19 protein-coding genes are annotated in these 18,352 nt (G+C 48.0%); 8 read left to right on the top strand and 11 right to left on the bottom strand.

The window, feature by feature from the left end:
• Positions 1–241: 241 nt before the first annotated feature.
• Positions 242–610: a c-type cytochrome gene (locus MMIC_RS10615; protein ID WP_072660456.1), complete on the top strand. Its 369-nt coding sequence runs from the start codon at positions 242–244 to the stop codon at positions 608–610.
• Between the two features lie 43 nt (positions 611–653).
• Here the strand turns inward: MMIC_RS10615 and MMIC_RS10620 are convergent, their stop codons facing one another.
• From MMIC_RS10620 to nhaA, 3 genes are read right to left on the bottom strand one after another with little or no spacing between them, the layout of a single operon-like run.
• Positions 654–1,142, bottom strand: a complete 489-nt coding sequence (locus tag MMIC_RS10620; protein WP_227819482.1) for a HugZ family pyridoxamine 5'-phosphate oxidase — start codon at positions 1,140–1,142, stop codon at positions 654–656.
• A gap of 30 nt (positions 1,143–1,172) precedes the next feature.
• Positions 1,173–1,817, bottom strand: a complete 645-nt coding sequence (locus MMIC_RS10625) for a pseudouridine synthase (protein WP_072660457.1) — start codon at positions 1,815–1,817, stop codon at positions 1,173–1,175.
• A gap of 43 nt (positions 1,818–1,860) precedes the next feature.
• Positions 1,861–3,024: a Na+/H+ antiporter NhaA gene (gene nhaA / locus MMIC_RS10630; RefSeq protein WP_072660458.1), complete on the bottom strand. Its 1,164-nt coding sequence runs from the start codon at positions 3,022–3,024 to the stop codon at positions 1,861–1,863.
• Between the two features lie 291 nt (positions 3,025–3,315).
• On the opposite strand from nhaA, the gene MMIC_RS10635 reads away from it, so the two are divergent.
• Positions 3,316–5,412 (top strand): YgiQ family radical SAM protein, encoded by a 2,097-nt coding sequence (locus tag MMIC_RS10635; RefSeq protein ID WP_072660459.1) that lies wholly within the window; start codon positions 3,316–3,318, stop codon positions 5,410–5,412.
• A 254-nt stretch (positions 5,413–5,666) separates the two neighbouring features.
• Here the strand turns inward: MMIC_RS10635 and MMIC_RS10640 are convergent, their stop codons facing one another.
• The 3 genes from MMIC_RS10640 to MMIC_RS10650 form a co-directional block, all read right to left on the bottom strand.
• Complete coding sequence (locus MMIC_RS10640) at positions 5,667–6,362, bottom strand: glutathione S-transferase (RefSeq protein WP_307157912.1); 696 nt, start codon at positions 6,360–6,362, stop codon at positions 5,667–5,669.
• Positions 6,329–6,706: a Co2+/Mg2+ efflux facilitator ApaG/CorD gene (gene apaG, locus MMIC_RS10645; RefSeq protein ID WP_072660461.1), complete on the bottom strand. Its 378-nt coding sequence runs from the start codon at positions 6,704–6,706 to the stop codon at positions 6,329–6,331. Before apaG ends, MMIC_RS10640 begins: the two co-directional genes overlap by 34 nt.
• Before the next feature lie 140 nt (positions 6,707–6,846).
• On the bottom strand, positions 6,847–8,709 hold the full coding sequence (locus MMIC_RS10650; protein ID WP_072660462.1) for a DEAD/DEAH box helicase: 1,863 nt from the start codon (positions 8,707–8,709) through the stop codon (positions 6,847–6,849).
• 123 nt (positions 8,710–8,832) lie between these two features.
• On the opposite strand from MMIC_RS10650, the gene MMIC_RS10655 reads away from it, so the two are divergent.
• Complete coding sequence (locus MMIC_RS10655; RefSeq protein ID WP_072660463.1) at positions 8,833–9,195, top strand: DUF1456 family protein; 363 nt, start codon at positions 8,833–8,835, stop codon at positions 9,193–9,195.
• Positions 9,196–9,287: 92 nt separating this feature from the next.
• Here MMIC_RS10655 and hemE read toward each other — a convergent pair whose 3' ends face one another.
• From hemE to thiS, 3 genes are all read right to left on the bottom strand, one after another.
• A complete protein-coding gene (hemE, locus tag MMIC_RS10660) occupies positions 9,288–10,358 on the bottom strand; it encodes a uroporphyrinogen decarboxylase (RefSeq protein ID WP_072660464.1) in 1,071 nt (356 codons plus the stop codon).
• Positions 10,359–10,523: 165 nt separating this feature from the next.
• Positions 10,524–11,300 carry a thiazole synthase gene (locus tag MMIC_RS10665; RefSeq protein ID WP_072660465.1) on the bottom strand — a complete coding sequence of 259 codons (777 nt, stop codon included), beginning with the start codon at positions 11,298–11,300 and terminating at the stop codon, positions 10,524–10,526.
• Positions 11,301–11,437: 137 nt separating this feature from the next.
• On the bottom strand, positions 11,438–11,647 hold the full coding sequence (thiS, locus tag MMIC_RS10670) for a sulfur carrier protein ThiS (protein ID WP_072660466.1): 210 nt from the start codon (positions 11,645–11,647) through the stop codon (positions 11,438–11,440).
• Between the two features lie 128 nt (positions 11,648–11,775).
• Between thiS and MMIC_RS10675 the strand changes: the two genes are divergently transcribed.
• Genes MMIC_RS10675 through accC form a run of 4 tightly spaced genes read left to right on the top strand, consistent with a single transcriptional unit; the run spans position 11,776 to position 14,525 of the window.
• A complete protein-coding gene (locus MMIC_RS10675; protein WP_143144944.1) occupies positions 11,776–12,225 on the top strand; it encodes a tetratricopeptide repeat protein in 450 nt (149 codons plus the stop codon).
• Positions 12,222–12,677, top strand: a complete 456-nt coding sequence (aroQ, locus tag MMIC_RS10680) for a type II 3-dehydroquinate dehydratase (protein WP_072660467.1) — start codon at positions 12,222–12,224, stop codon at positions 12,675–12,677. The genes MMIC_RS10675 and aroQ overlap by 4 nt, the downstream gene beginning before the upstream one ends.
• Before the next feature lie 28 nt (positions 12,678–12,705).
• Complete coding sequence (gene accB / locus MMIC_RS10685) at positions 12,706–13,164, top strand: acetyl-CoA carboxylase biotin carboxyl carrier protein (RefSeq protein ID WP_072660468.1); 459 nt, start codon at positions 12,706–12,708, stop codon at positions 13,162–13,164.
• 11 nt (positions 13,165–13,175) lie between these two features.
• Positions 13,176–14,525, top strand: coding sequence for an acetyl-CoA carboxylase biotin carboxylase subunit (accC, locus tag MMIC_RS10690; RefSeq protein ID WP_072660469.1), 1,350 nt, complete (start codon positions 13,176–13,178; stop codon positions 14,523–14,525).
• A 56-nt stretch (positions 14,526–14,581) separates the two neighbouring features.
• On the opposite strand, the gene MMIC_RS10695 is transcribed toward accC, so the two are convergent.
• Together MMIC_RS10695 and pssA are read right to left on the bottom strand one after the other, a co-directional pair.
• Positions 14,582–16,126 carry a 2-isopropylmalate synthase gene (locus MMIC_RS10695; RefSeq protein ID WP_072660470.1) on the bottom strand — a complete coding sequence of 515 codons (1,545 nt, stop codon included), beginning with the start codon at positions 16,124–16,126 and terminating at the stop codon, positions 14,582–14,584.
• A gap of 199 nt (positions 16,127–16,325) precedes the next feature.
• Positions 16,326–17,129, bottom strand: a complete 804-nt coding sequence (gene pssA, locus MMIC_RS10700) for a CDP-diacylglycerol--serine O-phosphatidyltransferase (RefSeq protein ID WP_227819484.1) — start codon at positions 17,127–17,129, stop codon at positions 16,326–16,328.
• Positions 17,130–17,284: 155 nt separating this feature from the next.
• Here pssA and MMIC_RS10705 point away from each other — a divergent pair, with 155 nt between their 5' ends.
• Positions 17,285–18,349 carry a cyclic nucleotide-binding domain-containing protein gene (locus tag MMIC_RS10705; RefSeq protein ID WP_072660472.1) on the top strand — a complete coding sequence of 355 codons (1,065 nt, stop codon included), beginning with the start codon at positions 17,285–17,287 and terminating at the stop codon, positions 18,347–18,349.
• Positions 18,350–18,352: the final 3 nt, after the last annotated feature.

The raw sequence follows: 18,352 nt of genomic DNA on the forward strand, positions 1-18,352 counted from the left end.
TCGGTCAACCTCATGCAGCGAAGGAATATCGCCGAATTGCTGGGAGGAAGCTCACCGCCTCCAAAGCGAAAACCGACCGTGAATCCTCGCCAGATGGCACTGCTCAATGCTTAACCGGACAGCAGTGATTTTTTCATTTGCTTCTTTGCTATTAATGGGAACACCTTCACACCTTTCACACTGTTGACATATAATTAATTCATAATATTATTCTGTTATTATTTACCCACAGGAGATAGCTATGAAAAAAACGATGATGATTGCAGCAGCAACTACAATGTTGATCAGTGGTCTGGCAGTAACAGAAGCTGTAGCCGGAGCAGAAGGAAAATGTAAATCGTGCCACACCTTTGATCAGGGCGGTAAAAACAAGGTTGGACCGAATCTGTTTGGTATCATGGGTAAAAAAGCCGGTTCAGCTGAAGGCTTTAAATATGGAAGCTACCTGAAGTCAGCAGACTTCACCTGGAATGAAGAGAACATGAAAGCGTGGATCGCGGATTCGAAAGGTGTGGCAAAAGCGGCTGGTGGAAAGAGTAAAATGAGTTCGCAAAAGGTTAAAGGGGCTAAAGCAGATGAGGTCATCGCATTTCTGAATGGTCTTAAATAAATAATCAATCTCTACTTAAAGGCGGCCCTTCGGGTCGCCTTTTTTAATGCATCATACTCCATTGCTTCAATGAGACTTTACGGGCTTTGCCAAAGCCACCCACCCAGTTGATATGCGTAGGTGAGAATTGAAACAGACGAAAGTCACCAAAAGAGAATAACGGTTCGGCATCCGGTATCTTTTCCAGATAGACAGCTTTTGCTGATTCCAGTTGATCGTCTGAAACAAGGTTAATCTCACCCTGCAGGCTAAGGCGAGGTAAAGCCAATGGTGAATCAGCTTGTGATTCGGGAGTACAAATCATCAGTCCGATATTCGGGCTGCGTTCGATATTGATAGTATGTTTTGCCAACCTGGAAAGATGCAGCAGGATCTTGCCATGATGGAATGCAAAAGGTGCCATGGATACCTCCGGGCCAGCCTGCCCCTGTGTGGCTAAAAAGCTGACTCTGGACCGATTCAATAACAGCTGAATATCTTGTTGCCAATGGTCTGACACATCACTCTGATCTGACGGGGTATCAATTCTCATATGATCTCTGCTCCACTCATCAGCCCACGCTCATTTTCTGATTTTGTTTGAAAACTGTTTTTTGTTATTCGACTTCGCACCAGCATAAGGTCTGGAGCGTCTGCTCTTCTGCTTGGGAAACATAGACCAGAGAGGCTGCTCATCAATCTCTTCATATTGTCCGGGATTCAAACCATCAAGTGTAATGGAACCAATGGCATAGCGAATGAGGCGCAGAGTTGGAAAACCAACAGCTGCCGTCATGCGCCGGACCTGACGGTTCCGCCCTTCTGAAATCTCCAGGCTGATCCATGAAGTCGGAATCTCCGCACGGTATCGCACGGGTGGATTTCTCGACCACAATGATGCAGGTGTGGCTATCTTCTCGGCTTTGGCCGGCCTTGTCATGCCATCTTTCAGTTCAATGCCTGCACGAAGTTTACTGATCGCCGCAGCTGTAATCTCCCCATCAACCTGAACCCAATAGATCTTTTTAAGCTTGTGATCCGGGTGTGAGATACGGTTCTGAAGCTGACCATCACTGGTAAGCAGCAACAACCCTTCACTATCCCGATCAAGGCGGCCTGCAGCATAAATATCAGGCATGGAAATATAATCTGCCAGCGTTTCACGTCCGCTTTCGTCCGTGAATTGGCTCAGTACCTGATAGGGCTTATTGAATCGAAATGTGGCCATAGCTGTGCCTACTCTGGATCAGCAGATATGATATAGCACGCAATCAGTTCAACGCCTTTCTCAGCCAGAGATAACCGCAGATGGCAGAAAATGTCGAGGCCACAATAATACCCAGACGTTCATCGAAAAACAGATTCTCACCACTGCTTTCAAAAGCCAGGGAACCGATAAACAGACTCATGGTGAAACCGATACCGCATAATAGTGAAACACCATAGATCAGTGACCAGTTCACATTGGAGGGTAAGCTGGCCAAACCCATTTTGACCGCCAGCCAGGCAAAGGTAAAAACGCCAAGCTGCTTACCGACAAACAGGCCCAGAGCAATCCCGATCGTGACCGGATGCATTAACTGTTCGAGGCCCATGTTATTCATACTCAGCCCTGAATTGGCAAAGGCAAAAATGGGCAGGATCGCAAAAGCGACCAGTCCATGCAGATCATGTTCAAGATCTTTCAATGGTGAGCGCCCGCTCTCAGGGTCCGCTTCCAGCGGAATGAACATGGCCACGATCACACCAGCCAGTGTGGCATGCACACCCGACTTTAATACCGCCACCCACATGATCAGCGCAAAAAGAAAATATGGTGTCAATCTGTAAACCTGATTGCGATTGAGCATAGCAAGCGCTGCGATACAAACAGCAGCCACAATCAGGCTGATGGTGGAAATGTTACTGGTGTAAAATAGCGCGATAATAATGATCGCTCCCAGATCATCAAAAATCGCCAGTGAGACAAGAAAGGTCTTCAGTGCCAACGGTACGCGATCACCCAGCAGAGTGAGAACAGCAAGCGCAAAAGCGATATCTGTTGCAGTTGGAACCGCCCAGCCCTGCATGGCAACAGGATCGGAGCCGTTCACCAGAACATACAGACCGGCTGGCACCAGCATACCGCCTAAAGCACCGAATGCAGGTAATGCAATCGCACGAGCACTGGAGAGTTCACCCACAAGCATTTCGCGCTTCAACTCCAGGCCAACAATGAAAAAGAAAACCGCCATCAGACCATCGTTCACCCATAACAGGAGAGGCTTGGCAATGTGGAGCGCTCCCACACGCACTTCAACCGGCGTATCCAGTAGCAGATCGTAGTAATGAGATAAAGGTGAATTAGCCAGTCCGACAGCAAGCAGCGCCGCTGCAATCAGAAGCAGGCCGCTGGCTGATTCTAGTTTGAGAAAATCTTTAATCGCTGAAATCATCGATACTCCAAAAGTATGAGTTGTGCAATATTGGCCTGTATGAGGTTAAAAAGGAATTAAACAGTACAGCAAATCCGGACTATTCATGATCCAGCCAGATGATTGCCCTAAACGATAGTTTGTAAGGGATCATGAAACTGGAGATCGTATCAGTACATCTGGTGATTTATGAAAGCTTTGTTGCAAACAAAAGGTCAAGCAGGAGCGCGACAGCAATATTGAATTATCCGAGTTAATAACCCCAATAATCCGATATAAGCACTGGTCGCCTTTGGCTGTTAGGATACGGCAATGCTTACGCATCCATCATCTGAACTGCGCTCAATATTAAGCTGGCCGAAATACAGGCCTGAACTTACCCCTGCCCTTCAGCTGCCAATGAGCAAAGCGGAGATGGATGCGCTTGGCTGGGATAGCTGCGATATCATTATTGTCACGGGTGATGCCTATATTGATCACCCCAGTTTTGGCATGGCTGTGATTGGACGCGTACTTGAGGCGCAAGGCTTCCGCGTCGGCATCATCAGCCAGCCCGACTGGAAATCTGCCGAACCATTCCGCACTCTGGGGCAACCGAACCTATTTTTCGGTGTTACAGCCGGCAATATGGATTCGATGGTGAATCATTACACTTCAGAGCGCCGTATTCGTTCCGATGATGCCTACACTCCGGATGGCGTAGCCGGTAAACGTCCTGATCGTGCTGTCACTGTTTATGCACAGAGATGTCGTGAAGCATTTAAAGGTGTGCCGGTCATTATCGGCAGTATCGAGGCATCCTTGCGTCGTATAGCCCACTATGACTACTGGTCTGACAGCGTACGCCGCTCAGTACTCCCCGATTCCAAGGCAGACATGCTGGTATTCGGTAACGCAGAGCGCCAGATCATTGAAATTGCCCACCGCCTTGCAAACGGTGAATCGATCAAGGCCATGACGGATCTTCGCGGTACTGCAATGATGCGCAATGGCATCCCGGATGGATGGCATGAAATTGATTCCACCGAAGTGGACAAACCGGGGCAACTGATTGAACACCCCGACCCTTATGCGATAAAAAATAGTCAACCCCAGACCTGTGCAGAGTCGAACAAATCCCAACCTGTACGCCTGATGACCCGCAGTCTGGATGCAGCCAATACCGTGATTCGCCTGCCCTCCTTTGAAGAGGTCAAAGCCGACCCTGTACTCTATGCCCATGCATCTCGCCTGATGCATCTGGAGACCAATCCGGGCAATGCACGAGCAATAGTACAAAAACATGGTACACGTAATGTATGGTTGAACCCACCATCATTCCCGTTAACTACAGAAGAAATGGACTCCATTTTTGGACTCTCATACTCGCGTACACCGCACCACTCTTATGGAAACAAACGCATTCCTGCTTACGACATGATCAAACATTCGGTAAATATCATGCGCGGTTGTTTCGGTGGCTGTACTTTCTGCTCTATTACCGAACATGAGGGGCGCATCATCCAGAGCCGTTCGGAAGACTCAATCATCCATGAGATCGAACAGATCCGAGATAAAACACCGGGCTTTGCCGGCACCATTTCAGACCTCGGCGGCCCGACAGCCAATATGTATCGGCTGGCCTGTAAATCCAGCGACATTGAAGCTGCATGTCGAAAACCATCCTGTGTGTTCCCTGATATATGCAAAAACCTCAATACCGACCATACCCCCCTGATCAACGTATACCGGCGAGCACGTGCCATTCGCGGCATCAAACGTATCTTCATTGCTTCCGGCCTGCGATATGACCTGGCAGTCACATCTCCAGAATATATTGCGGAACTGGCCACCCATCATGTTGGTGGTTACCTGAAAATTGCTCCGGAACACACCGAAGACGGACCACTGAACAAAATGATGAAGCCGGGTATAGGCAGTTTTGACCGCTTTAAAAAAATGTTTGAAACTGCCTCAAAAAAAGCTGGCAAGAAACAGTACCTGATCCCCTATTTTATTGCTGCTCATCCCGGCACGACAGATGAAGACATGCTCAATCTTGCCCTCTGGCTGAAGGCCAACCATTTCAAGCCGGATCAGGTGCAGGCTTTTCTGCCATCACCAATGGCTACAGCATCAGCCATGTATTTTTCGGGCAGAAACCCGTTAAGAAAGGTAGGTAAAAAGAGCGAGACTGTATTTACACCGAAACGGAAAAAACAACGTGATCTGCACAAAGCATTCCTGCGTTACCATGACCCTCAGAACTGGCCACTTCTAAGAGATGCGCTCAAAAAAATGGGCCGCTCCGATCTGGTCGGAAACGGCCCTGAATGTCTGGTTCCTGCTGGCCGGGAAGATGCCCGTAGCAGAGTATCTAAACGACGCGCAAACCTACCGAAACAAAGGCAGCGCAGGCGCCGTCAATAATAGTTATGATGCCTTATCAGCAAATAGTGGACGCGGAAATGTATGGCCAGTGTTTCGTGTCACTTTGCTTTCAGCTTTTGCTTCAGCCTTTTCATCTTTACCAGTCTTAGTCACAAACATAGTCAGCTCCCCTGTCAGGTTTCAATCTCTTCAACCACAACAAGAATACGGATATCGGACAATTATAATGTGATGAATCTCACATTTTAACAGGAGTGTGCGTTTTTGACATTGCTCTATAATCCTGTATTGAATTATATACCCATATCAGTGGATGGGATCAGATATACCGGTCCTCCTTCAGGCGTCCAGGGCTGATGTTTCAACATGATGGCCTGAAAAGTTTGATCTGTTATCCAGTGATCCAACCACCGGTTTAAACCATGCAATGCCAAGCTTTCAAAAGCCTGCCGGTCAACAGCTGCGAACTGTCGTACAAATGGGAATAGCGCAACATCAGCCAGAGATGGTGCAGAACCGAATAGAAAAATATTATTCTCCAAGCTTCGTTCCAAAGCAGACAGAAAACTTGAAGCCTGTTTAAAATGGTCAATGGAATTACGCAGACCATATCGATCAGGATACTTATAACGATCCAGATGAAATTTAAACTGTCCATCGTTCATCTCAATCAACTCTAACATCTCTTCAACAGAGCTATCAGCTGGTTTCAACCACTGCAGAGGGTCAGATTCATTCAAGGCCCAAAGCATGACATTCAGGCTTTCATCTATCACCCTGCCATCAGGTAGCAATAAAACCGGCACCGTGCCTTTCGGCGAAATATTCAGCATCTCCAGAGGTTTATTTTTTAGCGCCACCTCTCTCAATTCACATTGAATCCCGGCAACATACAGTGCCATACGGGAGCGCATCGCATAAGGACAGCGGCGAAAGCTATACAGGACCGGGTATGTCAGTTCAGTGATCCGGGGGCAGCCAGAGAAAATGCCGGAATCGGTGCATCAAAATAGAGGCCATCCTCACCAAGCATCATATAACTACCCTGCATACAACCGACACGCGTGCTCAGGACACAGAAGCTATTGTAATAATGCTCATCCCCCGGCTCCAACACCGGCTGTTCTCCGATGACGCCATCACCACGAACCTCCTGTGTCTGGTCATCGCCATCGGTAATAATCCAGTGTCGGGAAATTAACTGGGCCGCCTGTTCCCCCCTGTTTTTGATGCTTACATAATATATGAAAACAAAATGCTCCTGATCCGGCTCAGAGTGCTCAGCCGAATATTCAGTTTTTACATTCACAATAATGGGACAAGGTTCAGACACAGCACCTCCGGCAACACTAATGATAACGCAGAATGACTATGCCTTAACCCCTGATGGATACAGGTTATTTCACAGGAATAATTGGCTTACGAATGTACAAAAAAAGAGGGGCGAAAAGCCCCTCTTGATATTTGTTCAGTTTATTTGCGCCTTGGAGGTTTTCTTCCGCCTTTGCCACCAGAACGAGCACCACCCGGCCTTCTGTTACCCGGACGTCTGTCACCTCGACCTGAAGCAAATTTCTTTCTGGGACGGGACTCTCCACCTGATACACCGGATAGCTCTGATGCATCAAGTTTCTGGCCGCATACCCAGATCTGCTGCAGATCCTGGAAAATGGCCTTGGGCATACCTTCAGGAAGATCAACAGTACTATGATCACCCTGAATATTTACCTGACTGATAAATTCGCTTTCCAGACCGAGTTCATTGGCAATTGCTCCGACTATATTGCCCGCTTTCACGCCATGAGTTTCACCGACCTCTAAACGATAACGCTGCATACCCTCTTTCGGTGGTGTTCCTGTTGAGCTATGACGTGGTGAAGAATCACGCCTTGGTCTGCGTTCCCCACGATCATTTTCAAAAGATTCTCGAGTACGCGGAGCGCGCTCAGAACGCTCTGGCCGCTCCTGCCTTTCCTTGCGTCGTGGTTCATCTTTTAATAGCAGCGACTTATCACCCTGCGCCATTTTTGCCAGTGCTGCTGCAATTTCGATAGCAGAAACGCCATGTTCAGCTTCATAACTTTCAATGATGCCGGTAAACAACTCCAGACCTTCACTTGATTCAAGTGTATCAGAGATTCGTTGCTTGAATTCATCAATGCGCTTGTTATTGATATCTTCAGTTGTCGGCATGATATACTGCTCGATCGTCTGCTTCGTCGCCCGCTCAATCGCGTATAGCATACGCTTTTCACGTGGTGCGATGAAAAGAATTGCATCGCCCTGACGACCTGCCCTGCCGGTACGACCGATGCGATGTACATAAGGCTCAGTATCGTTGGGGATATCAAAGTTAATCACGTGCGAAATACGTTCCACATCGAGACCGCGTGCTGCAACATCTGTAGCAACAATAATATCGATCTGGCCTTTCTTCAGGCGGTTTACTGTCGCCTCACGCATTTTCTGGGTGATATCACCGTTGAGTGCTGATGCAGAGAAGCCCCGCGCCTCAAGCTTTTCGGCAATCTCTTCAGTCGCGGACTTGGTGCGAACAAAGATGATCATGCCATCAAATGCCTCTGCCTCAAGAATACGGGTCAATGCATCCATCTTCTGACGAACACCGCCAGCGACAAGGAAACGCTGACGAATCGTCTCAGCAGTGGATGTTTTCACTTTAACGGTAATATGTTCAGGATTATTCAGATGCTGTTCGGCAATCTTGCGAATCACTGGCGGCATGGTTGCAGAAAAGAGAGCAATCTGACGCTCTGACGGCGTCTGCTCCAACACCCACTTCACATCATCAATAAAGCCCATGCGCAACATCTCATCTGCTTCATCCAGCACCAGTGCTTTAAGTTTACTCAGATTGAGCGTCTTGCGACGCATATGATCCATAACACGACCGGGTGTACCGACGACAACATGCACGCCGCGCTTGAGTGCACGCAGCTGAATATCATAGCTCTGGCCACCATAAATAGGCAGCACATGAAAGCCTTTCATATGTTTAGCATAGATCTGAAATGCCTCGGCAACCTGAATGGCCAGTTCACGTGTGGGTGCAAGCACCAGCAGCTGCGGAGTGGTTGTACTCAAATCGATATGGGAGAGCATAGGCAGTGCAAAAGCACCGGTCTTGCCTGTGCCAGTCTGTGCCTGACCAACCAGATCCCTCCCTTCGATGAGCAGAGGAATGGTCTGCGCCTGAATCGGAGAAGGTGTTTCATAACCAACATCCTGAACACCTTTAAGCACGTCTGGATTTAGATTCAGGTCAGCGAATGTAACTTGCTCTGCATTAGGCTGCTGTTCTTGTTCTGTAGTCATTATTTACACCTTCTGGATTTATCGGGCGCGAAGAGTGCCTATAAGCAGATGAATATACCATGAATATATGGGTTTATTAGAAATAGCTATCCTAAAGCCCCCTCTATCCACTAAACTTTCGTCATGACAAATAACAGTATTCTCAAGAAAATAACAATTGCCAACAATCTCAAACACTTTGAAGTCAAAGAGATCTTTGAACTTGGCGGCTTCGAATTCAGCAGTAGTCAGGTCAAGGCCTTTATGGCCGGCTCACAGAACAAGAATTACGAAAAACTCTCAGATGAACAGTTTGAAGCCTTTCTCAACGGCTTTATTCTTTACTCTCGCGGACCTGTGGATGAACCCGCCCTGCTACCGCGCACCATCGAGAATTTCATCATCGGTCTCATTGAATCCGGCAATACCGGCGCTATCGAAGAGATACGCTGTCTGATCGAAGATATTACAGATGAAGCCGAGTCGAGCGCCGAATCAACGCAATAAATCTTATGTTCAGATAGAAGCCGCAAGTTCTACTTCTCCTTACCACGAAAAAAGGCCACTCTGAGAGTGGCCTCTTCAATCAGGAGTTTAGCTTAGTTTGTATGGTACTGAACTGACTCTTCACGCACAGCCTTGAAGAATTCAATAGCATGCTCAGGCGGCACATCCGGAGTGATGCCGTGGCCGAGATTAAACACATGACCATTACCATGACCGAATTTGGCCAGAATATCTTTTACCTCAGCACGGATGCGTTCCGGTTTTGCATAAAGCATAGTTGGATCCATATTACCCTGCAGAGCAACCTTATCACCAACACGACGGCGTGCTTCATCAATATCAATGGACCAGTCCAGCCCCAGTACATCACAACCGGTATCTGCCATAGCTTCCAACCAGCCCATTCCACCCTTGGAATAGAGGATAACAGGCACTTTCCGGCCATCATTTTGACGCGTTAATTGCGATACGATGCGCTGCATGTATTGCAAAGAGAATTCTTTATAATCACGCGTATTGAGTATGCCACCCCAGGTATCAAAGATTTGAACTGCCTGCGCACCACTGGCAATCTGACCATTCAGATAGGACGCAACCGAATCCGCCAGCTTTTCCAGCAGCAGATGCATGGTTTCTGGTTCGTTGAATGCCATAGCTTTGACTTTGGAAAAGTTCTTGGAACCGCCACCTTCAACCATATAGGTCGCCAGAGTCCATGGAGAACCTGCAAAACCAATCAATGGTACACGGCCATTCAAATCTCTGCGAATGGTACTTACCGCATCCATGACATAACCGAGTTCTTTGGATGGATCATCCAGAACCGGCAGTTTTTCCACGTCAGCACGGCAGGTGATCGGATCAGGAAATTTAGGTCCCTCGCCTACACCAAATGTCAATTCCATGCCCATGGCTTCCGGTACAACCAGGATGTCGGAAAACAGGATCGCTGCATCAGCATCAAGAATATCAATCGGCTGCAACGTCACTTCGGAGCACAGTTCTGGTGAACGGCAAAGATTCAGAAAACCGCCGGCTTTGGCACGCGTAGCTCTGTATTCAGCCAGATAGCGACCAGCCTGACGCATCATCCATACTGGAGTGCGCTCAACGTCTTCTTTAAGGCATGCACGCAAAAATAAATCATTCTTCAATTCAGTCATTTCAAATCCTTTTTTCTAGACACAGATGGACGCAGATTATCGCTGATTGATAAGATTGCTATCTTAAAAAACAACATTGCCCATTCTGCTCATACAGTTTCTTCCGTTCACACTGATCAAAGCACACTATCCGTACTCATCTGTGTTAATCAGCGTCTATTAGCTTTAATCCCAGATATACCCTTCAGTCGGTGATGAAGCGGAAGCGAAAGCTCTTTTCGGCATACGTCCGGCGAGAAATGCAGCGCGTCCGGCCCGCACAGCATCACGCATAGCCCTCGCCATCAGGCATTCATCTTTAGCTTCAGAAATCGCTGTATTGATCAGAGCTGCATCAGCACCCAGTTCCAGCGCCTTGGCAGCATCAGAAGCTGTACCGATGCCGGCATCCACAACAATTGGAACATTCGCACGCTGTTTAATTACACGTATATTAAATGGGTTGGCCAGACCACGACCGGATCCAATCGGATTCCCCAGAGGCATCACAGCGACACAACCAATCTCTTCCAGACGTCTTGCCACAATCGGATCATCATTGGTATATACCATGACCTGAAATCCCTCTTCCACCAATACTTCAGCCGCTTTGATTGTTTCAACCACATTCGGATACAAGGTTTCGGTATCGCCGAGCACTTCAAGCTTCACCAGGTCCCAACCTCCGGCTTCACGCGCCAGACGCAGCGTGCGAATCGCATCTTCTGCATTAAAACAGCCCGCAGTATTGGGCAGAATGGTATATTTCTTGGGATCGATATAATCAAGCAGATTCTCTTTGCCCGGGTCGGTGATATTCACACGACGAACAGCGACCGTAATCATCTCAGCTTCCGATGCCTCGGTGGCATCTTTAGTGGTCTGGAAATCCTTATATTTACCCGAACCTACGATCAATCGTGAGTTAAACTCATAGGTTCCAACCTTAAAAACGTCAGACATCACAAAACTCCCCTTTTCCTCAATAGTTGAGGCTATTTCAAATCCCCCGGCAAAAACCGGGACATGCTAGCAATCAGAAGCACGTTTTAATATGTGCTTGAATAACAAATAGACTCGTTCGTGCAGAGACAAAAAAATCAACCACCACCGATCATATGCACCAGTTCAATACGGTCATCGGCAGCAAGCTGAGTCATGGCATATTCACTTTTCGGCACAACTTCGAGATTCCTTTCTATGGCAATCATCCGCTTACTCAAACCCAGTTCTTCAACCAGCTCCGACAGTGTGCCGGCACGTACTGTTTGAACTTCACCATTGAGATGGATAGTTATCTCACCTGACATACTAGTTCTCCAAAATTACGCAAAAATTGGCAAGAATCAGTCATTAATCGACAGAAATAGTGTATTTTTACCCATTTCATGTTTTTGCTTGATTGACCCGGCATAGACGAACATTTAGCGTGAGCCACATGCTAACAGCAAGCGGTTCAGCACCCAATAGCCAGCTAAACTCTCCCAAACCTGCGCCGACGCCAGGCAACTGGTTTGGCGTTCGTGGCGGCATAGAGGCAGCAAAAAATGCTATCGCATCCGGTAATCTTGAGAGTGCAGAGCAAATCCTGATAGAAATGCTTGAATTCGCCCCCTCAGAAACCAGGGGCTGGAAACTGTTAGCGCGCACGCAACGTCAGCTTGGAAATATCGATGCCGGAATCAGCAGTGCAAAACGAGCCCTGCAACTGCAAAACGCAGAGAAGAAACAATCAAACCCAATCTCAACAACATTAGCAAAACTGCACTGGCAGCAAGGCGAGCGAAAAGAAGCTCTGGAAATGTTATCGCAACTATTGATACAAAAACCGCAAGATCCTGCGCTGAATGAATTACTACTGCAGTGGGATCTGGAGACCGTAAAATGAAAACCTTACGCATCCTTGCCCTGCATGGACCGAACCTGAACCTTCTGGGAACCAGAGAACCCGGTCATTATGGCACAACCACACTCGCTGATATCAACCAAAAACTTATTGATATGGGCGATTCGCTGGGCCTGGAAATCACTACCTTTCAGAGCAACCATGAAGGAGAACTGGTTGATCGTATTCAGCAGGCTGTTAGCGATCATATTGATGGCATTGTGATTAATCCGGCAGCCTACACACATACCAGCGTTGCCCTTCGCGACGCCCTGCTTGCTACAAGCATCCCTTTTATTGAAGTACACCTGTCCAATATCCACCGCCGCGAGGAATTCCGCCATCGCTCTATGCTGGTTGATGCTGCAACCGGAGTTGTAGCTGGATTTGGGGCAACATCATATACACTGGCCCTTACAGGCCTGAACGATTTTTTAAGAACAAACCAACAATAATCATACCGAACAGGTAAAGGAGATAAACTTGGATATTTCTGAGATTCGCAAACTGATTAAACTGATTCAAAGCACAGATGTTACTGAAATTGAGGTATGTGAAGGTGAACAGACTGTTCGCATTTCACGTCAGGGCTCCCCGGCCGTGATTCAGTCAGCCCCTGCTGCAGCCCCAACTGTCATCGCTGCGCCAGCACCCGCTGCAGCAGATGTAGCCGCTCCAGCAGCACCGGCTCAGGATGATGCCAATACAGTCAACTCTCCAATGGTTGGCACATACTATTCAGCACCTAGTCCGGATGCAGATGCCTTTATTGCCGAGGGCCAGAAGGTCAAAAAAGGCGATACCCTGTGCATTATCGAAGCCATGAAAATGATGAATGAAATCGAAGCAGAATATAACGGTGTTGTTGACTCCATTCTGATCGACAATGCTACTCCTGTTGAGTATGGCCAGCCTCTCTTCGTAATCACGCCACTAGGCTGATCGGGGGTATTATGTTTCATAAAATTCTCATCGCCAACCGTGGCGAAATCGCCGTACGCATCATCCGCGCCTGTAAAGAGATGGGTATTCGTTCGGTAGCCGTCTATTCAGAAGCTGATCGTGACGCCATGCATACAAGGCTCGCTGATGAATCGGTCTGCATTGGACCTGCCCCGAGCAACCAATCCTATCTGAATATTGCAGCCCTGATGGCTGCAGCAGAACTAACTGATGCTGAAGCAATCCATCCAGGTTTTGGATTTTTGGCTGAAAACGCTGAATTTGCCAGCATCGTCAACGAATCAGGTTTGGTCTGGATTGGCCCCACCCCTGAATCAATGCGTATTATGGGTGACAAGGTTACTGCCAAGAAGAAGATGGTGGATGCCGGCGTACCACTCGTTCCGGGTTCAGATGGTGCTGTTGAAACAGTTGAAGAAGCCAGAGCCATTGCCAAAGAGGCAGGTTTTCCGATTATCATCAAAGCCTCTGCAGGTGGCGGTGGTCGAGGCATGAAAGTTGTGCATTCCGAAACATCTTTGGCCAATGCATTCTCCATGTGCAAATCTGAAGCTGCATCCTGCTTTGGCGATGACACGGTATTTATTGAAAAATACCTTGAGCAGCCACGCCACATCGAAGTACAGGTATTAGGCGATACACATGGAAACCTTATCCACCTGTTTGAGCGTGAATGTTCCATGCAGCGTAATAATCAAAAAGTACTTGAAGAAGCGCCAAGCGCGTTTCTTGATCCTGAAACCCGGGAAAAAATTTGTGCCGCCGGTGTTGCAGCCGCAGCAGCAGTAGACTATGAAGGCGCAGGCACAATCGAATTCCTTATGAATTCAGATAAATCCTTTTATTTCATGGAGATGAATACACGCATTCAGGTAGAACATCCGGTAACTGAATGGATTACCGGTGTAGACTTGATTGAGTGGCAGATCCGTGTTGCATACGGTGAAAAACTCGCCTTTAGCCAGGAGAACATCAAGATCAAGGGGCATGCCATTGAGTGCCGCATTAATGCGGAGCACCCGTTCAAATTCACTCCTTCTCCAGGCACGGTAGAGCTCTATCACGCTCCGGGCGGTCGAAGTGTGCGCGTGGATTCACAACTCTATACGGGTTATAAGATTCCACCGCATTACGATTCCATGATCGGCAAAGTCATTACGCATGCCAGGGATCGTGAGAAATGTATTCGCCGCATGCAGCGAGCGATAGATGAACTGGTCATTCTGGGGGTAACCACCAATCAGGAACTGCATCAGCGACTCCTGGCCAACCCTGGCTTCCAGAGTGGTGATTTTAACATCCATTTCCTTGAGAAATGGCTGAATCAAATGAGCCTGTAAGGGTTAAAATATCCAAGCCATAAAAAGGCCGGGCATTAGCCCGGCCTTTTTACTAATCAAACGCCCGAATACTGTGCATGAACCACTTTAGCATGCATGTTTGGCAGCTTGTTCAGCGCATCGATCAGGGCTTTGGCAGAAGCAACTACGATATCCGTATCAGAGCCCTGACCATTTACAGTACGATCTCCATCCTGCAGGCGCACAGTCACTTCGCCCTGTGCATCTGTACCCGCAGTGATCGCATTCACTGCATACAGCAACAGTTTTCCGTTTGGCTCAACCAGAGATTTAATTGCCTTGAAAGCAGCATCCACAGGCCCGTCCCCTTCAGCTGTTGCTTTATGGCGTGCTCCATCAATATCCAGCTCCACAGCTGCTACAGGTGCATCATTGGTGCCTGATGCCGCATGTAAAGCAATCAGCTTGACATGCTCTGCGCCAATATCTGAATCTCCGGACAGGATGGCCATCAGATCTTCATCAAAGATATCTTTCTTTTTATCGGCCAATACTTTGAAACGATCAAATATCACCACCAGTCGCTCATCATCGAGTTCAACTCCCAGTTCAGCGTATCGGGATTTCAATGCAGCACGACCGGAATGTTTGCCCAACACCATGCGATTGGTAGACCAACCCACTGATTCAGGTGTCATAATTTCATACGTCTTCTTATGTTTTAAAACGCCGTCCTGATGAATACCCGACTCATGTGCAAATGCATTAGCACCAACAATCGCCTTATTCGGCTGAATCGGCATGCCGGTAATCTGGCTAACCAGTTTCGAGCTCGGTACAATTTTAGTGGTATCGATACCCGTCTCGATATCATAGCGATCTGAACGAGTCTTCATGATCATCACAATCTCTTCCAATGATGCATTACCTGCACGCTCACCCAGACCATTAATCGTACATTCAACCTGACGCGCACCGTTCTCTACTGCAGCCAATGAATTAGCCACAGCCAAACCCAGATCATTGTGGCAATGAACCGAGAAAACAGCCTGATCAGAGTTCGGCACCCGTTCAATCAGGTTACGAATTCGCCAGCCGAATTCATCCGGAGTCATATAACCCACGGTATCAGGAATATTGATCACACGAGCACCGGCAGCAATCACTGACTCTACAATGCGGCACAGGAAGTCCATTTCAGAACGTCCGGCATCTTCAGCTGAGAACTCCACCTCAGGCACCAGAGACCTTGCCTGCTTCACAGCCGTCACAGCACGCTCCACTACCTGATCCGGAGTCATGCGCAGCTTGGCTTCCATATGAATTGGACTCGTCGCAATGAAGGTATGAATACGAGCACGATCACCGGCTGGTTTGACAGCCTCTCCGGCTCGATCAATATCCCCCTTCGCGGCCCTTGCCAGGCCGGCAATTTTCGGGCCATTCACTTCTGATGCAATGCGGTGCACAGCCTCAAAGTCGCCCGGAGAAGCAATTGGAAAGCCTGCCTCGATAATATCTACACCCAACGCTGCCAGCGAGTGCGCCACTCTCATCTTTTCATCGAGATTCATCGAGCAACCGGGTGATTGTTCACCATCACGCAACGTCGTATCAAATATATACAGCCGATCAGACATCATTCTCTCCTATTCATAATCAAAACACAGAAACAAAAAAGGCCGCGGAAATCCGCGGCCTGTACATCAGTAGCTGAAACGATTCAGCAGACGCACAGACCCCTTCGAAGTAGTAGATACTTCGCTTGTGCATTCAATGTTTCGAACCGGATATTCATGGGGCACATTAGACCACCGGTGAGAGCAGCGGTCAAACAAGTCATGATTCACTACTGTCGCTACCGGACACAGACGATGCCTTTTTTTTGCGTAATTTTCTTTTCATCCGCAATTCGGCCAATCGCCTGCCCTGCCACAGACTCAGTGCCGGCCCGCTTGCGATGTAGAGAAACATCACTCCAAACGGCACACGATATGGATCAAGCGCCATCAACCCCATGACTGCAATCATAATCACCAGCATACTGGTCGAATGTCGTTGTTTCAGATCAACATCCTTGCCAGCAAAAAAACGTACATTACTCACCATCAACCATGACAGTATCAGTGCCAGTGCCAGCCATAACCATGGCCAGGGTTCCGCATGGGCTTTAACGTGATATAACACGGCAGTTGCGATAAACAGTGCAGCTCCAGGTGTCGGTAGTCCCTGGAAATAACGTTTATCCTCCTGTTCATGATGCACATTAAAACGAGCCAGTCTGATCGCAGCACATGCCACAACAAAGAAACCGCCAAGCCAGGCCAGCTTATGCAGGTCCGGCCCCAGATTAATCAGCGCCCACATGTATACAAGCACGCCTGGAGCAACACCAAAAGAGAGCATATCACAGAGCGAATCATATTCTGCACCGAATTCCGTTTCGGCATGCAACATCCGGGCTACACGACCATCGAGCATATCAAATACGGCAGCAGCCAGAATTGACCATGCCGCTAGTTCAAAATTGCCCTGTATAGATGCGACCAGAGAATAGAAACCGGCAAACAGGCCCATGGTAGTAAACAGGCTGGGTAACAGGTAAACGCCCCGCTTGCCCATTTTTTCTTTAAACCTAGGCATTGGCCTGCTCTTTGGCATCGGACTTTAGAGTAATCACAGTCAGCCCCACAGAAATAGGTAGTTGTTTTGTCATGGCAGCAGACTAGCGGCAACTCAGCCCAGACCCAAGAAGATTGACTGAATGACAATCTCTATTGATTGGCTACACTAGCAACATGTCTCTGAAAGAAGATGAGTTATTGCGCAGTTACGGGCTACTGCACAGGGTCTTTCCTGAAGACCTGCATATTGCTCGTCCGCTGATCCAGATGGTTCAACAGCAGGAGCGCTGGCCACTTGCCAGAGAATTGGCCATGGCTATGGCCAGAAGAATGCTGGCAACAGGTCAAGCCAGTCACGCCATTGGCTTTCTCGCCTTGTGCAAGCAGCTAAATCACCCCGACACGACAGAAATTGAATCTTTGACCAATATGGCCCGTTTCACTCTCTCGGCTTATCCGGACACTGATAATTCTGAATGCAGGGTATTTGCCCTGATTGAGCAGTTATCAGATTCAGAAGCGCTGGATTTCATCAAACAGGGAAACCTGAAACGCAAAGCAGCCGGTTGTAACGTGGTTAAACAGGGTGATAGCAGCAAAACCTTTTATCTGATTCTTGAAGGCCAGGTGGATGTACAAATTGAGTTGGAAGGTGGACAGAGTCAATCAGTAAAAGTACTCAAGCCGGGAGACTTTTTCGGGGAATTTGCCTGTATCTACAACCTGCGCCGCTCTGCCAGTGTCGTCACCCTGGAATCCACACTGCTATTGGAATTTTCCGATCAGGCCCTGAGCATGTTAATACAGCACTTCCCTATTGCCGGGGATTACATGCTCAGAACTGTGCAAACCCGCATGGTACATGCCATGACATACAGTATGCCTGCATTTGCTAAGCTGCCGGAACAGGACAAGCTCTGGGCCGCAGAAGAATCAGTTGTGGATGAATATCGTCCGGGAGAAGCGATTAAGGTTTCATCTGAAAGTCCCAAAACATGTCAAATTATCCTTTCCGGTGCAGTTGAATGCAGTTCATCCGAAGGCAATCAGTTGTTAACGTCCGGTGCCATGTTTGGCAATGCCAGCCCCTTTATTCAACTGCCGGGAGACGCCGAATTAAAAGTACGCGAACATCTGTTATTGTGCAAGCTACCCGAAGGTATCTTTCATTCTTTCATGAATGCCTATGGTTCATTTGAACAGCAGATCAAACAATTATCATCTACAAGACCTTATTAATTC

This window comes from Mariprofundus micogutta (assembly GCF_001895085.1).
In the GTDB taxonomy this organism is placed as follows: Bacteria; Pseudomonadota; Zetaproteobacteria; order Mariprofundales; family Mariprofundaceae; genus Mariprofundus; species Mariprofundus micogutta.

What these genes read in the sequence shown, in the direction of transcription:
- MMIC_RS10675 (WP_143144944.1), top strand. Translation starts at nt 11,776, where the DNA reads ATGCTAACAGCAAGCGGTTCAGCACCCAATAGCCAGCTAAACTCTCCC.
- thiS (WP_072660466.1), bottom strand. Translation starts at nt 11,647, where the DNA reads ATGTCAGGTGAGATAACTATCCATCTCAATGGTGAAGTTCAAACAGTA.
- MMIC_RS10635 (WP_072660459.1), top strand. Translation starts at nt 3,316, where the DNA reads ATGCTTACGCATCCATCATCTGAACTGCGCTCAATATTAAGCTGGCCG.
- MMIC_RS10655 (WP_072660463.1), top strand. Translation starts at nt 8,833, where the DNA reads ATGACAAATAACAGTATTCTCAAGAAAATAACAATTGCCAACAATCTC.
- hemE (WP_072660464.1), bottom strand. Translation starts at nt 10,358, where the DNA reads ATGACTGAATTGAAGAATGATTTATTTTTGCGTGCATGCCTTAAAGAA.
- nhaA (WP_072660458.1), bottom strand. Translation starts at nt 3,024, where the DNA reads ATGATTTCAGCGATTAAAGATTTTCTCAAACTAGAATCAGCCAGCGGC.
- MMIC_RS10695 (WP_072660470.1), bottom strand. Translation starts at nt 16,126, where the DNA reads ATGTCTGATCGGCTGTATATATTTGATACGACGTTGCGTGATGGTGAA.
- MMIC_RS10705 (WP_072660472.1), top strand. Translation starts at nt 17,285, where the DNA reads ATGTCTCTGAAAGAAGATGAGTTATTGCGCAGTTACGGGCTACTGCAC.
- pssA (WP_227819484.1), bottom strand. Translation starts at nt 17,129, where the DNA reads ATGCCTAGGTTTAAAGAAAAAATGGGCAAGCGGGGCGTTTACCTGTTA.
- MMIC_RS10665 (WP_072660465.1), bottom strand. Translation starts at nt 11,300, where the DNA reads ATGTCTGACGTTTTTAAGGTTGGAACCTATGAGTTTAACTCACGATTG.
- MMIC_RS10625 (WP_072660457.1), bottom strand. Translation starts at nt 1,817, where the DNA reads ATGGCCACATTTCGATTCAATAAGCCCTATCAGGTACTGAGCCAATTC.
- accC (WP_072660469.1), top strand. Translation starts at nt 13,176, where the DNA reads ATGTTTCATAAAATTCTCATCGCCAACCGTGGCGAAATCGCCGTACGC.
- MMIC_RS10620 (WP_227819482.1), bottom strand. Translation starts at nt 1,142, where the DNA reads ATGAGAATTGATACCCCGTCAGATCAGAGTGATGTGTCAGACCATTGG.
- aroQ (WP_072660467.1), top strand. Translation starts at nt 12,222, where the DNA reads ATGAAAACCTTACGCATCCTTGCCCTGCATGGACCGAACCTGAACCTT.
- MMIC_RS10650 (WP_072660462.1), bottom strand. Translation starts at nt 8,709, where the DNA reads ATGACTACAGAACAAGAACAGCAGCCTAATGCAGAGCAAGTTACATTC.
- MMIC_RS10615 (WP_072660456.1), top strand. Translation starts at nt 242, where the DNA reads ATGAAAAAAACGATGATGATTGCAGCAGCAACTACAATGTTGATCAGT.